At 48.8% G+C, this 14,409-nt stretch carries 14 protein-coding genes; 11 read left to right on the top strand and 3 right to left on the bottom strand.

The features are described 5' to 3' along the window. Nucleotides 1-81: 81 nt before the first annotated feature. Both FMS18_RS09785 and FMS18_RS09780 read left to right on the top strand, forming a co-directional pair. A complete protein-coding gene (locus FMS18_RS09785) occupies nt 82-762 on the top strand; it encodes a methyltransferase domain-containing protein (RefSeq protein ID WP_163293955.1) in 681 nt (226 codons plus the stop codon). A gap of 73 nt (nt 763-835) precedes the next feature. After that, nucleotides 836-1,360 (top strand): shikimate kinase, encoded by a 525-nt coding sequence (locus FMS18_RS09780; protein WP_163293953.1) that lies wholly within the window; start codon nt 836-838, stop codon nt 1,358-1,360. Between the two features lie 48 nt (nt 1,361-1,408). Here FMS18_RS09780 and FMS18_RS09775 read toward each other — a convergent pair whose 3' ends face one another. Both FMS18_RS09775 and FMS18_RS09770 read right to left on the bottom strand, forming a co-directional pair. Further along, nucleotides 1,409-2,185, bottom strand: a complete 777-nt coding sequence (locus FMS18_RS09775) for a dimethylarginine dimethylaminohydrolase family protein (RefSeq protein ID WP_163293951.1) — start codon at nt 2,183-2,185, stop codon at nt 1,409-1,411. A 12-nt stretch (nt 2,186-2,197) separates the two neighbouring features. Continuing rightward, nucleotides 2,198-2,656 carry a hypothetical protein gene (locus FMS18_RS09770; protein WP_163293949.1) on the bottom strand — a complete coding sequence of 153 codons (459 nt, stop codon included), beginning with the start codon at nt 2,654-2,656 and terminating at the stop codon, nt 2,198-2,200. A 199-nt stretch (nt 2,657-2,855) separates the two neighbouring features. Between FMS18_RS09770 and FMS18_RS09765 the strand changes: the two genes are divergently transcribed. The 5 genes from FMS18_RS09765 to FMS18_RS09745 all read left to right on the top strand — a co-directional run bounded on the left by FMS18_RS09765 (nt 2,856) and on the right by FMS18_RS09745 (nt 8,614). Further along, nucleotides 2,856-3,629 (top strand): glycosyltransferase family 2 protein, encoded by a 774-nt coding sequence (locus FMS18_RS09765; protein ID WP_163293947.1) that lies wholly within the window; start codon nt 2,856-2,858, stop codon nt 3,627-3,629. A 2-nt stretch (nt 3,630-3,631) separates the two neighbouring features. Further along, entirely contained in the window at nt 3,632-5,347 is a 1,716-nt protein-coding gene (locus tag FMS18_RS09760) for a tetratricopeptide repeat protein (protein WP_163293945.1), read from the top strand. Between the two features lie 127 nt (nt 5,348-5,474). Continuing rightward, nucleotides 5,475-6,761, top strand: a complete 1,287-nt coding sequence (locus tag FMS18_RS09755) for a DUF401 family protein (RefSeq protein ID WP_163293942.1) — start codon at nt 5,475-5,477, stop codon at nt 6,759-6,761. A 49-nt stretch (nt 6,762-6,810) separates the two neighbouring features. Then, the gene (locus FMS18_RS09750) at nt 6,811-7,320 is read left to right on the top strand and encodes a peptidylprolyl isomerase (RefSeq protein ID WP_163293940.1); all 510 of its coding nucleotides are present in this window, start codon (nt 6,811-6,813) and stop codon (nt 7,318-7,320) included. Nucleotides 7,321-7,507: 187 nt separating this feature from the next. Further along, the gene (locus FMS18_RS09745; protein ID WP_163293938.1) at nt 7,508-8,614 is read left to right on the top strand and encodes an HD domain-containing phosphohydrolase; all 1,107 of its coding nucleotides are present in this window, start codon (nt 7,508-7,510) and stop codon (nt 8,612-8,614) included. 11 nt (nt 8,615-8,625) lie between these two features. Here FMS18_RS09745 and FMS18_RS09740 read toward each other — a convergent pair whose 3' ends face one another. Continuing rightward, the gene (locus FMS18_RS09740; protein WP_163293936.1) at nt 8,626-9,549 is read right to left on the bottom strand and encodes a 4Fe-4S binding protein; all 924 of its coding nucleotides are present in this window, start codon (nt 9,547-9,549) and stop codon (nt 8,626-8,628) included. Nucleotides 9,550-9,695: 146 nt separating this feature from the next. On the opposite strand from FMS18_RS09740, the gene FMS18_RS09735 reads away from it, so the two are divergent. From FMS18_RS09735 to FMS18_RS09720, 4 genes are all read left to right on the top strand, one after another. Beyond that, complete coding sequence (locus FMS18_RS09735) at nt 9,696-11,171, top strand: STAS domain-containing protein (RefSeq protein WP_163293934.1); 1,476 nt, start codon at nt 9,696-9,698, stop codon at nt 11,169-11,171. A gap of 137 nt (nt 11,172-11,308) precedes the next feature. Next, nucleotides 11,309-12,439, top strand: a complete 1,131-nt coding sequence (locus FMS18_RS09730; protein WP_163293932.1) for an ABC transporter substrate-binding protein — start codon at nt 11,309-11,311, stop codon at nt 12,437-12,439. A gap of 35 nt (nt 12,440-12,474) precedes the next feature. Further along, nucleotides 12,475-13,980, top strand: a complete 1,506-nt coding sequence (locus tag FMS18_RS09725; protein WP_163293930.1) for a leucyl aminopeptidase — start codon at nt 12,475-12,477, stop codon at nt 13,978-13,980. Between the two features lie 125 nt (nt 13,981-14,105). Further along, complete coding sequence (locus FMS18_RS09720; RefSeq protein ID WP_163293927.1) at nt 14,106-14,387, top strand: peptidylprolyl isomerase; 282 nt, start codon at nt 14,106-14,108, stop codon at nt 14,385-14,387. The last annotated feature ends 22 nt before the right edge of the window (nt 14,388-14,409 follow it).

Here is a 14,409-nt window from a genome sequence, read left to right as displayed (position 1 = left end):
TGAAACAAATCTTGAGCTGAGGACGTAATGGGGCTATATCCAATCCTATATTTTGAATATCAACATCCCCGGAAGGTCCGCATGAGCAGAAACGCTGAATTGAAAAAGATTGTTGCTGAGGTAGGAGAAGACCTGATCTGGCGCCCGCTTTACGACTTTGAAAATAAACCCTTGGCTGATGGCGTCGGATACGAGATAGACGGCATAGATCCCGAATTCAAAGAACTTGATTTTACGGGTAAAAGTGTCTGTGATCTTGGTTGTAACTTGGGACATTTTTCTTTTTACGCGCGTAAGCGTGGAGCAAAGGAAGTTGTCGGTTATGATCTTGAACCCAAAGTGATCGCCGGTGCAAAGAAGCTTGCCGAACTTTACTCTGTAGAGAATGTTGATTTCTGCGTCTGTAATTTTGCGCAAAGTGAACCGGACCGGACATTCGATATGGGTATGCTCATAGATATTATCGGCAAAGTCGGCATCAGGAAAGGATATCTTGATGGTATGCTGCAAGGCCTTGAAAGAAGATCAGAGTCTGAAATGCTGCTCACATTCCGGCCGGTTTATTTGGTGGTCAAGCATTTGAGCCTGAGTCTTGAAGATTTTATGGAAATATATCCTAAAGCAAAAATTGAAGATGGCGTTTTTGATCTCTTGAGTTATGTGACTGAGTTCTATTCAGAAAATTGGGAGATGTCTTATCTCTCCAAAGATCATCCCGAAAAAGAAAAATATAAAAACACTGTCTATTTTCAGCGTAAGTAAGCTTGCCCCTCATGCTGAAGTGATTACTTTATCTTTCTGTTCAGATTTAGTTGTATAAATATAAGGGATTGAAATGGCGAAAGAAAATATTGAAATGATAGATGTCGAATTTGTTGTTGAGGAAAAGGACAAGAAAAGTGTTTATGTGCCGGGCATGGCTAAGGATATGATTATCGGTGGTCGTGATTCCGGTAATGTTTTTATTTTTTGCCTGAACGACGAATTGCGTAAATCTATTGCTGCCAAGGTGGCTGAAAAGCTGGACCGGGAATTTGTGGTAGTCAGCCGCAGTGACGGCAATCCGGTGCTGGAGAAACTTGTAGGGGCTGATAATCAGGTTGTAAGCCTTCCCCGCGGGGCTGCCAAATCCGAGAAGGTCCGCGAGATGCTTAAGAATAACGGCAAGGTTATCTTTGTCATGTGCGATTTTATGACCATGTTGAATGCTTCCGATGGCTCTGAAGATGCACGTGAACAAATTTCACTTATGCTCAACCGTTTTGAGCCAAGTTTCATGGAAGCCGCGCATCACATCGTGCGCTCTGATCAGAGTGAAGAAGAAATGTTGCAGGATGTTTTAGAGAAAATAGCTATTTAATCCAAATAAAAAGGGGTGGTGATTGTGATCACCACCCCTTTTTATTTGCTACCAGCGTAAAGATAAACAGGTCAGGCCGCCGTCCATTTTGCGGAACTCTGACATATCGATGAAATCGGCTTTGAATCCGTTTTTGTCGAGCAGCTCAGCTGTTTGGGGAAATCCTTGCGGGACGAGCAGTTTTTTACCCAAATGAAGGCAGTTGGAGCAGTACTCTTCTCCCTGGGGAACGACGATTTTTTTAAACCCGGCGAATTCCTCGCGCTGGGCAAAGCGAGCACTCATGATCAGGGTTTCCTCATCAAGGGCGGAAAGCTCTGTCTTTAGATGAGGCATGCCGTTATCAAAGGGCACGGGAACGGTTTTGTATCCGAATTTTGCAGCGGCCTTGGCGAATTGTTCGCAACCTTGCGCATTGGTTCGGCTGTCTATGCCCACGTAAAATGTTTTGCCCATGAGCAATACATCTCCGCCTTCCATTAGCCCGTTTCCTTCCATGCGGATGATTGCGTCAGTCTGATTTGCAATGGCGGCTTCGATTTCATCCACCTCGCCACGTCTTGACTCAGCACCGGGACAGGTCAGGAAAGCGGCTGTATCATTGCCGTGCGGTATCATGACCGCAGTGTCTTCCACAAATACGGAATCCGGGAATTCTTCCACCGCAGGCAGGACGGTTACGTTGATCCCGGCCTGTTTGAAATATTCAATGTAGCCCTTGTGCTGGGTAAGGGTCAGTTCCATGTCCGGGCAGCCGAGGCCCGCTTCAGTCAAACCTTGCCCGAGGCTTTTTGCCGGGGTTCTGACAATTGCTTTGCTGAACATTTTCAGCCTCCTTTACTGGATTGTCGCGTCTTTCTTTTTCTGCTCTTCGGCGAGAATGGTCAGCTTGGAGCGGATGTAGGCACTGGCGATGTTTCCGGCTTCGTCATCCTGTTCGGGACCGAAAGCTGCGATATCATCAGCCACCTGTTTTTCCATGCGCTCTGATTCCATGAACATGATGTAGACCAGCACCAGCGTGGAATCATTATCCGTTGTGCCGCTGCAAAGTTCTTCAATCTGGTTACGGGGAACGGTTTCCAGCAGACGTTCGACAAACATATTGGCCCATTTGTCGTAAAGATCATTAATGGGCGGGATCATGGATTTGATATTGCGCACCGCGCCTTCGTCGATGTTGGGCATGGTCATGGCAATGAATTCACCCAACGCGTCCTGACGGGCTTCTTCATTGGCTGTACATTTGTCCATGATGATCTTGTAAATATATTTTTTGATTTCCGCTTCCTGCATTCTTAAATCCCCTGTGCTGATAAATTCTTTTGAAAAGTTGCTGATTGATTACTAAAAAGAGGGGCGGCAGGCAACAGGGCAAGTTTCCTTAACTTGATTAGGTTCAGCCTTTGGTGATAGTCAGGGGACTTTGTAAACAAATTTCTTTCGTGGAATATGAAAATATTTATGGCAGTTAATCTCAGGAGAGAACCTAAAAATGGTTAATAATAAAAAAGTTGTAATGGTTATGCCAGCTTATAATGCGGCGTCCACTTTAAAAAAGACTCTGGATGAACTGCCTGCGGATGTGGTGGACGAAATTCTGCTGGTTGATGATTGCAGCCGCGACGATACTGTCTCTCAGGCTGAGAAACTGGGCATCAAGACTGTGGTTCATACCTGCAATATGGGGTACGGAGGCAATCAGAAAACCTGTTACCGCACCGCCCTTGAAATGGGAGCTGACGTGGTGGTTATGGTTCACCCGGATTACCAGTACACCCCTCTGATCATTTCAGCCATGGTTTCACCTATTGCCAACGGGGTTTTCGATTGTATGCTCGGTTCAAGAATTTTGGGTACCGGAGCGCGCAAAGGCGGCATGCCGCTTTATAAATATATTGCCAACCGGGCGTTGACCTGGTTTCAGAATTTGCTGGTGGGCTACCATCTTTCCGAATACCACACCGGATACCGGGCTTTTTCCCGCGATTTGCTGGAAAATCTTCCCCTTGAAAACAACAGCGATGATTTTATTTTTGATAATCAGATGCTCTGCCAGATTATCTATTCCGGATACGATATCGGGGAAGTGACCTGTCCGACCCGCTACATGGATGATTCCTCGTCCATCAGTTTTGCCCGTTCAGTAAAATATGGAATGGGTGTGCTGCGTTGCTCCTGCGAAACATTGGGACACAGGCTGGGTTGGCTGAAAAGTGAATTTTTGAAAGACGTTCCTGAAAAAAGACAGACGGGACAGGCAGATTAATCATGGGTATTGCGAAGGCTGGAAATGAAATAAAGAAAGCGTTGATCGGAGCGGCAATCCTCTCCGCGCTGGTGCTCATTGTCTACGGGCAGTGTGGCGGTTTTGAGCTGGTTACTTATGATGATACCAGTTACGTGACCAATAACCAGCGGGTTATGCAGGGTGTGTCCGCCGAGAATATCGGCTGGGCTTTCAGCACTTTCCAGCTTTCCAACTATCATCCGCTGACCGTGGTTTCGCATATGCTCGACACTTCCCTGTTCGGGAATTCTGACGGGGCGCGTCATCTGGTCAATGTCTTTTTCCACCTCTGCAATGTGCTGCTGCTCTTCTTTTTCCTGCTCAAGGCTACAAGAGGATTTGAAAAGGATGCGCTGATCTCTTCATTTTTTGTTGCGGCCCTTTTTGCCGTACATCCGGTGCATGTTGAGTCTGTGGCCTGGGTTGCCGAGCGCAAGGATGTGCTTTCCACATTTTTCTGGCTTAGTGCCATGCACAGCTGGCTTGGCTGGGCAAAAGACAGGAACATGGCATCTTACGGGCTTACTTTTTTCTTCACCGGGCTGGGTATTTTGGCCAAACCTATGGTGGTCACCCTGCCTGCGGCATTGGTGTTGCTGGATATCTGGCCTCTTAACCGGGTTGATTTTTCCAAGAATCCCGTGGGGCAGATTGGCAAGTTGATTGTTGAAAAGCTGCCCCTGTTCGGGCTTTCCATTCTTTCTTCCGCGCTGACCGTAATGGCCCAGCAGGGCGGCGGAGCCATGCAGAGCGTGGAATCTTTTCCCTTGAGTTTGCGTCTTTCCAATGCACTTGTTTCGTATGTGGCCTATCTTGGGGAGTTGCTGGCCCCGGTTAATTTAGCGGTTTTTTATCCTTATCCGCATGAGATTCCTCTTTGGAAGCCTGTTCTGGCGGCCTTGATTTTGGTTGGAGTGTCAGCGGTTGCGGTCCGTTTTATAAAGAAATTTCCTCTCGGTGCAGTGGGCTGGTTCTGGTATCTGGGAACCCTTGTTCCGGTGATCGGGCTGGTGCAGGTTGGCGACCAGTCCATGGCTGACCGTTACGCCTATATCCCTTTCATGGGAATTTATATGATCATTGCTTTCGGTGCAGCATGGCTGGTCCGTGAAGGACGTCTGCCCGGAAAAGCGGCGGTCGTGCTTGGTTCGGTTGCGGTTGCGGTACTGCTGGCCGGGGCCTACACTCAGGCCGGTCACTGGAAGGACAGCAAGGCCCTGTATACCCGTGCCCTGGCAGTGACCGAGAACAACCATCATATGCATTACAACTACGGCAACCTGCTGGAACGGGAGAAAAATCTCACTGAGGCGGCTGAACATTTCAAGGCTGCTTTTAAGGCTGATCCTTCTCACTACAAGGCCATGACCAGTTTTGCTTCAATTATGAGCCGCAAGGGTGATCCATACACCGCTCTTGATCTTTATCAGCGTGCTTTGCAGATCAATCCGGATTACGCAACAGCCCTCGGCAACCGGGGTATAGTCTTTATGCAGCAGGGTAAGTTTGAGGCTGCATTGGCTGATCTGCGCAAAGCTCAGAAGTTTGAGCCTCAGCAGCCCAACCACATGATAAATATGGGGCTTCTCTACTATATGTGCGGTGATAATTCCTCGGCCAAAGAATGGTTGCGTAGGGCTTTGCAGATTGACCCGGACAATAAAATAGCACGCAAGAATCTGGTTTTGATTCCCTGATTGAGTAATCAAGATTTTTGAAGTATCCATTTTTAGGGAGAATAACAGTCTTCCTTCTGTGTCCTGTGCTGATGGCTTTTCTTGTGCGTTGCGGGCCGTTAACCCTCTTTTGCGTTCGGGGTGATGTATGGATTTTTTTCTAAACCTCCTGCCTTTAATTAAAATTCTATTTGTTTTTATTTGTATGCTGGCCGGGATCAGGCTCAGGCTTGGCGTCGGGCCGTCAATTCTGGCCGGGGGCGGAGTGCTGGCCCTGCTCACTTCCATGAAAATGGGGGCTGTATTCAAGGTCAGTGCTGAAGCATTGCGTGATGATAAGACAATTTTTTTGGCTCTCATCGTGGCTCTGATTATGATGCTGTCCGGCCTGCTGGAGAAAACCGGGCAGGCTGGCAGGATAATGAATTCCCTGACCGGGTACCTGAAAAGCCCGCGCCTACGGCTGGTCTTTTTCCCGGCACTTATCGGTCTGCTGCCCATGCCCGGCGGGGCTATCTTTTCCGCGCCTATGATTCAGGAAGCAGCTAACGGTCTGGATGTTTCCGGGCGGGACAAGGTGGTCATTAACTACTGGTTCCGTCATGTCTGGGAGCTGGCATGGCCTCTTTATCCGGGTATGATTCTGGCTGCTTCTTTGTGCGGAATGAGCATCTTTGAATACATCGGCTATACTTTTCCGGGAGCAATCGCCTGTATCGCTCTGGGCTGCTTTTTTTATTTACGGCCTTCAGTACTGCCCATGGAAAATAACGGCAAGGCTGCTGATGTTTCCGCTAACGGGCGGGATATCAAAAAAGTGCTCAAGGAAGGTTTGCCGCTTATTGTCGCCATTGGCGGGGCTTTTATTTTTGAAACACTGCTGAGCATGGTTTTCCCCGAAATCCCTTTTGAGATCGGGATAATTCTGGCTCTGCTGGCAGCGGTTTTCTGCTGCGTATCGGCTAACTTCGGTTCACTGGCAATTATCCGGGGACTGCTGGTTGAAAAGCGGTTCCTGAACATGATCTTCATGATTGTCTGCGTGTTCGTGTTCAAGGATATTCTAGGAGCCTGCGGTGTTGTTGATGAACTGGCCCGCTTGGCAGGCGGGGAGGCCGCACTCATCGCTGCTGCGGTATTTGTTCCTTTTCTGGTCGGCTTTATTGCCGGGATTACACTTGCTTTTGTTGGCGCAGCCATGCCTCTGGTTGTCGGGCTGGTGCAGGCTTCCGGCTTACATGATCAACTTCCGGCCTGGGCGGTGCTGTGCATGTTTTCCGGGTTTGCCGGGATTATGGCTTCTCCGTTGCATATCTGCTTTCTGCTGACCTGCGAATATTTTAAGGTTGATATGGTTGCTGCATGGAAAAAGGTTGTCATTCCCAGTTTGGTGCTTATGTTGCTCGGAGTGGCGTACTTTTTTGTTTTATTGTAGATGAAAAATCCCCCTAGCGGGTAAGATAAAAAAATCGGAGGAATTTAATATGTCCAATCCCATGGTACTGATGGAAACACCTGAAGGTGAAGTTCTAATTGAACTTTTCGAGAAAGAAGCCCCCAAAACCGTAGCAAACTTTTTGAGCTACGTAGATGATGGCTTTTATGAGGGAACCCTTTTTCACAGAGTTATCAATAACTTCATGATTCAGGGTGGCGGTTACGATTTTTCCATGAACGAGAAAGCTAACAATGCTCCTGTTGAGAATGAAGCTGACAACGGCCTCAAGAACGAACTCGGCACCCTCGCCATGGCCCGTACCATGGACCCCCATTCCGCAACTTCACAGTTTTTCATTAACGTGAAGGACAACGCTTTCCTTAACCATTCCGGCAAGAACCCCCAGGGCTGGGGCTACTGCGTATTCGGTAAGGTTATAGACGGCATGGAAGCTGTTGAGAAGATCAAAAAAGTAAAGACCGGTTCCTACGGTCCCATGGATGATGTTCCGGTTGATCCCATCAGCATCATTTCCATGAAGCGTTTTGACGGCTAATTGCCCAAAACGTACATGAGTGTTAGTAAGGCACCGGAAAGCAATTGCTTCCCGGTGCCTTTTTTTATTCTGGTTCAACTTGTTATACTTTTGGAATAACAGTTTTATATATATATTTTTTTTGCTATGTCTGTATGTAACTGGCGGAAAGTACAATTCCAGAGCAATAAATGATCAGGGGTAAGTGTTGGATAATTCAGAATTAACCATTCTCGTCATTGATGATGAAGACTTTGTAAGGGAAACAATCAGCGACTATCTCAGTGACTCCGGTTTTAATATTATTGATGCCGGAGACGGTGAAGAGGGTCTTGAAGTTTTCAGGAAGGAAAAGCCTGATGCTGTGCTGGTTGACCTGAATATGCCTAAGGTGGACGGTTTCGGGGTATTGGAAAACGTTACTGCTGAAAGCCCCGATACACCTATTATAGTTGTTTCCGGTGCCGGATTGATTCAGGACGCCATCAAGGCCGTGCGGCTGGGGGCGTGGGATTTCGTAACCAAGCCCATCGTTGACCTGAATATTCTGGAACATGCCCTCGGACAGGGGCTTGAACGGGCCTCTCTGATCAAAGAGAACCGCCGCTACAAAGAACATCTCGAGGCCGAGGTTGAGAAGAGGACCGAGGATCTGCGCAGTGAGATAAAAGTCCGGCGCGAGGCTCAGGATGCCCTGATGGCTATTCAGGATGAAGTCATTGAGACTCAGAAAGAAGTTATCCTCACTCTCGGCGAAGTTGTGGAGACCCGCTCCAATGAGACCGCCAACCACGTACGCAGGGTAGCCGAGCTTTCATATATTCTTGCCCGCCGCTACGGTTTGAGCAAGGAAGAGTCGGATCTATTGCGTCTTGCATCACCCATGCATGATGTGGGTAAGATCGGAATTCCCGACACAGTACTCAACAAGCCCGGACGGCTTACTCCCGAAGAATTTGATCTGATCAAGACCCATACCACCATCGGACACGAAATTTTAAAACATTCCGAACGCCCCATTATCAAGGCTGCTGCAATAGTGGCTTTTGAGCATCATGAATGGTGGAACGGTGAAGGGTATCCCCGCAAGCTTTCCGGGGATGATATCCATATTTACGGACGGATAACAGGTATTGTTGATGTCTTTGATGCTCTGGGCAGTGAGCGGGTTTACAAGAAGGCCTGGCCCATTGAGAAGATCAGGGATTATTTTGAAGAAGGTAAGGGCAAGCAATTCGACCCGCACCTGACTGATTTGTTGTTCGAGAATCTGGATGAAATTCTCGAGCTGAGACGTTCTTTTCCCGACGGTTAGTCCTGTCGAACCTATCCTTCCAGCAATTTCTCCACCAGCAATGGTTCGGGGTGTTTCTTGTTGCGCGCAAGGCGCAGGGCATCTTTGCGGCATTTGTTGGTGCATACCCCGCAACCCATGCATTTTTTGGGATCAATGCGCATGCGCTTGTCACGCAGATTCATGGCTCCGAAGGGGCAGTATTCCATGCACTGTCCGCAGCCGATGCATTTGTGCGGGTCTACCACAGCAATGTAGCCGGAGGGGGCAAGCATGGGAATTCCATTACGCATGGCTTCCATTGCTCCGCAGCAGCAGGTGCAGCAGTTGCAGATAGCGTAAAACCTACCCAGCATTACATCCTTGAAAAAAACGTGGTGCACGTGTCCCCTTGCATTTTCAGCTTCCAGAATACGTACAGCTTCGTCCTCGGTTATGCGCCGGGCCTTTTCCGGGTGGTTTTTGGCAACAAAAGAGGCAAAGGGCTCACCAACGATCATGCATACATCAAGAGGATAGCAGGGCTTTTCCCTTGATGCCCGGCAGGGGCATTCAAAGAGCACGATATGATCAGGATTCTGCAATACAATGTCGCGGGCCTTTTCATAGGGAAGAACCCGTTCAGGCAAAGTTGTACGCACTTCCTTTTTAATCTTAACTAGTTTTACGGCTTCTTCCGTGGGAATGACCTTGCCGTGATAATTCTGGGCAAATTCGTTTTTGAGCTGCTGGCGTTTTTCTTTATCTTTGGGAGAAGCAACCAGACTGGTAAAGAATTCCGCAATGGGGGCCAGATTGTTCTCGCCCAGAGCTGCCCCGATATAGGCTTTGGGCCAGCGAATATACATATATCCGTGAAGAACATCCTTCATGGTCAGGTTCCGGTCTTCAAGTGCCTGCTTCAGGAACTCACCGGTTTCAGTGTCAGGTAGGAACTTGTTCAGGATTCGTTTCATGGTTCTCCCTCTTATAGACATAATTATCAGAGCCCGAAAAAATAGTACAGTTTTTCCAGAAGCAACTTCACAATCTACTATGCTTATGCCTATGCTTATTTTGAGAGTGATAACATATTCCTGATGAAGTTGAACAGGAGTTGTGAATGGAAATTACAGTACAAAGACACGGGGATACAGTTGTCGTCGGCATGAGCGGAAGAATAGACGCTTTCGGGGCCGGGGAACTGGATCGGACCCTTAAAAATATCCTTGCTGATGAAAATCTTGCCTGTGTGGCTTTTGATATGGCCGATGTGCGTTACTTGAGCAGTGCCGGAATTCGTTCCATTGTGCGAACCATGAAAATATTGCATCGTCGTAACGGTGCGCTGGCTTTGTGCGCGATCTGTTCGTACTGCCGCAACGTGCTTGATACCGCCGGGATGACCAATTCCCTAAATATTTTTTCTACTCGCAGCGAGGCCATGACCTTTCTGCAATCCGTGCAGTGGGAACGGCAGGCCCTTGATAATTGGGAAAGTTTGGAAACAGCGGATTCACCCATCGGCAAATTCAGGTTCGTGCCCGGTGAAAATTCTCCGGCAGATCTAAAGGTTATCGGCTCTATTGCAGATATTTTCCATTCACGGGTGGATAGAGGGCATATTTTTTCCCGTGGTTTTTCCCAGACTGAATACTCTATCGGTGTGGGCGGGTTGGGGGAAGTCCCGGATGATTATATGAAGGTGCTGGGCTCCATGATCACCATCGGCGGAACTATGGCCTGGCTGCCTACCGACGGGCATGATCTTGCGGATTTTTTAGTTCCCCGCAACGATACCGGATCGGTGATGATCCGTACTCCTTTCAATCTGACCCTTGCAGGGGGATTCAATGAATATATCATGTTCGAATCCACTGAAGAGGGCGGAACCACGCTGGACAGGCTTTATCGCGGTCTTTTTCTGCTTTCCCGGAGAAGGCGCAGGGATTTCAAAGGAGTACTCGGAGTTGCTGCATGGATGCAGGCCAGTGAGCTTATGGCCGGAACAATGATGCGTTCTCCGGTGCGTGAATTCGCCCCTGAAAACAAGAAGGCCATTACTGATCCTTCCAATAGTGACGAGTGGTTCAAACGTGACGTGCTGCCCCGCCACCGGGATGTGACCTGTTTGACCTGCGGAGTGGGGGTGGATCTTTCCTGTGACCTTTCTGTTTACGACCAGTCCGGGCTTTATGCCGCTTTTTATATTGATCCGGCCACTGCCGGGGACCGAGGGCACATCCTCAACAATCACGGTGCGGTTTTCGAGCAGGTTCATATGCCCGAGAGGATGGTCTGTCTTGATAAAATGGTCCGCGATGTTTCCGCTAAAGCCGAATTCAAGGATATGCGCAAACTGCGCGATAACAGCCGCGTAACCCGTGCTTTTCTGGGAGTCAGCTATATTAACAGGCTGGTCCGGGACAATGCCGGATGGCAGGGGACAACAGAAGTTCCCGTCAATAGGACCGTTGCAGAGAAGCGTTACCGGGAGGAGTCTGAATTTCCTCTTGTCTCGCAGAAACGTGAGGCTGAACTCAATAAATTTCAGCGTTTTCTGGAAGCTCAGCAGGCCAAACTGGGCGATCAGGATTGATGGAAGGCCCTCCTTTTTTTTAATTTCTTACATCTGTGGTGTTCTGCTGAAAATACTGGTTGCCTGTGCCTTCCTGTTGCGGGTAAATAATAGAAAAGATTAAATGTTAATATTGGGATGAATTTCAAGGAGGATATATGTTTTTTCGTTTGATGGGCAGCCTGTTTGCCATGCTGATTTTGTCCGTACCGGCTTTTGCCGGGGAGAAAGTTATCAAGGTCGGGGTGCTTTATAATCTCACAGGGGGAATGGCCGCTATTGACCGTCCCGGACTGCACGGCATGGAGCTGGCCAAAGAGATTATTAATTCCGGGGGCGGAATTATGGGCCGCAAGCTGAGTCTTGTGGTTTCCGATTGCCGTTCCGATCTTGATTCTGCGGCAATGGCTTCTGAAGCTCTGGCCGGACAGGATGAAATGGTGGCGGTTATCGGCTTGAACGATACTGATTATGTTATGGCTGCGGCCCCTGCAATCACCGCAAAGAATATTATTTTCATCACTTCCGGGGCGACCATGCAGAACCTGCCTTACATGTACGGCAAGAATTTTTTTATGGCTGCTTTCGGGGACAATATGCAGGCCCGTGCTGTGGCTAAATTTGCCAAACGCAGGCTGGATACTTCCCGCTGTTTTGTGGGGACTGATATTTCCAATGAATTTACCAAGACTCTTTCCAAGTATTTCAAGCGTCGTTACCGTAAGTACGGCGGAACTGTTGTGGATGAGATCTGGTACAGTTCCGGTGATGGCAAATATCCTTTGCCCAAGGGTGATGAAAAGAACCCGGATCTGATTTTCATGTCCTCCATTCCGCCGGATGCGGCTAACTATGTTACTGCGGCCCGTAAGGCTGGATTCAATCAGCCCATTGTTTCAGGTGACGGGTTCGATACTCCGGGGCTGCGCGATATCCCGGCGGAATTTGCCCATGACATCTATTTCGCCACTCATGTGGCCCTTGATAATCCGGACCCGCAGGTTCAGGAATTTGTGGACAGCTATGAGCGCATGTTCGGTGTCCGTCCGGAATCAGGCTTTGCCGCCCTCGGCTATGACACAGTCATGCTGCTGGCTCAGGCTATTGAAAAGGCCGGGGTTGTTAAATCGGAAGCCGTACGCGAAGCTCTTTCCAAAACTTCCGATTTCAAGGGAGTTACCGGGAAATTTTACTACCCTGAAGGAATAAGGGTTCCCATGAAAAGTGTGGATATAGTGAAATACCAAAACGGTACATTTTCCTTTGTGGAGCAGGTTTCCCCTAATTAACGCCCTACTTTCAGAACAGCAATATGGAGCAGTTTATGGAATTCAATATTGTCACCGAACAGACATCCGCATGGTCTGCGGACGCGGTTATCTTTTTCGCATTTAAGGATTCTGATGAATATCTTCCCGGATTTTCTTCATGGATGGCTTCCGATGCCGATTGGGTTGCCGGATCGCCCGCTTTGGGTGATTTCTCAGGGGAACTGGGGAGTTCCGCAGTTATCTACGGTTCCGGTTCATCTGTGCAGCGGGTGCTGCTGGTGGGGCTGGGCGAGGAAGATAAGTTCGGGGTGGATAAGTTTCTGCAAGCAGTCAGTTCCGCTTTTCAAAAGTGCCGGGAATTGAAATTCCGCACTGTGGGTGTTCCGCTTCCGGCCTTTGAAGGAATTGTACTTGAGGACAAGCTGGTTCATTTTGTGGTTGCCGCCATAGAGGGGCTGTATTCCTTTGATGAATTTAAATCAAAGAAGGATGATGAGCAGAAATTTCCGGAAACAGTGCGTTTTCTGACTGAAGAAGAGCCTCCGGCCCATCTGGCGGAAATGCTCGCTAAGGGACAGGCTGTTGGGCTGGGCATGGGTTATGCCCGTGATCTGGTCAACCTTCCCCCCAACGTTGCCACCCCGGTCTACCTTGCTGATGAGGCTAAGAAAATGGCCAAGAAGTATGGTTTCAAGTTCAAGGCCATGAAACGCAAAGAGATAATTGATAAGGGCATGGGCGCGTATGCTTCCGTGTTTAAAGGTTCCAACGATGAACCCCGCATGATCACCCTTGAATATTGCCCCAAGGACCGTGAAGGGCAGAAGCCGCTGGTGCTGGTGGGTAAAGGCGTAACCTTTGATACCGGGGGAATTTCCCTTAAACCCACTGGATTTATCGAAGACATGAAATGCGACATGGGCGGAGCTGCGGCGGTTTTCGGTTTTTTTCAGGCTATCGGTGAAATCAAGCCGGACCTGCCTGTTGTGGGTATTCTGCCCTGCGCTGATAATATGCCCGATGCAAATGCCACCCGTCCGGGAGAGGTTGTAACTTCATTTTCCGGCAAGACCATTGAAATTTTAAATACCGATGCTGAAGGGCGTCTGCTGCTCTGCGATGCCCTTGCTTATTCCGCCCAGTATGAGCCTGCGGCTATTATCGATCTCGCCACTCTTACCGGGGGCTGTATTGTGGCTTTCGGCTGGAGCGTGGCTGCGGTAATGGATAATTCACCGTTGATGCAGGAGCTGGTTATTGAATCCGGTAAAAGCGTGGGTGAAAGATTTTGGCCCATGCCGCTCTGGGATATTTATAAAGAGGAACTTAAAAGCGAGGTTGCCGATTTCAAGAATGTCGGTTCCCGCGAGGGTATGACCATTCATGCCGGGATGTTCCTTAAGGAATTCGTACCTGAAGACACCCCGTGGGCCCATCTGGATATTGCCGGGCCCGCATGGCGCAAGAAAAAGTCACCTGCCGGATCAGCCGGGGGAACCGGATTCGGTGTACGCACGCTGGTTGAGCTTGCTGAGCGGATCGATTTGGAAGATATGTAGGCTGTATTTCATCTTGCAGTCCAAGCGTATCCATGCAAATTTCACTTTTTTGCGACGCACAATCGCAACGGCAAGATTACATTGTTTATTAAAATTCTTATATTCAAACTTACAGGAGCAAGCACATGGCAAGAGCAACAGCCCGTCATCTTTTGGTTAGTGATGAAGAAACCTGTCTGGATCTGAAAAAACAAATTCAGGACGGCGCAGATTTTGGTGAACTGGCAAAACAGCATTCCAGCTGCCCTTCCGGACAGCGCGGCGGCGAGCTGGGTCAGTTCAGCCCCGGCCAGATGGTCCCGGAATTTGACACCGTTGTCTTCAATGAGGCAGTTGGCGAAGTTCACGGTCCGGTAAAAACACAGTTCGGTTACCACCTGCTGATCATCGATAGCCGAGAAGACTAAACAACTTTTTTCCGTTGAAATT

Source organism: Desulfovibrio sp. JC022, assembly GCF_010470665.1.
Lineage (GTDB): Bacteria > Desulfobacterota > Desulfovibrionia > Desulfovibrionales > Desulfovibrionaceae > Maridesulfovibrio.
The sequence above is the reverse complement of the archived record's forward strand: the minus strand, read 5'-3'. Positions and strand labels throughout refer to the sequence as shown.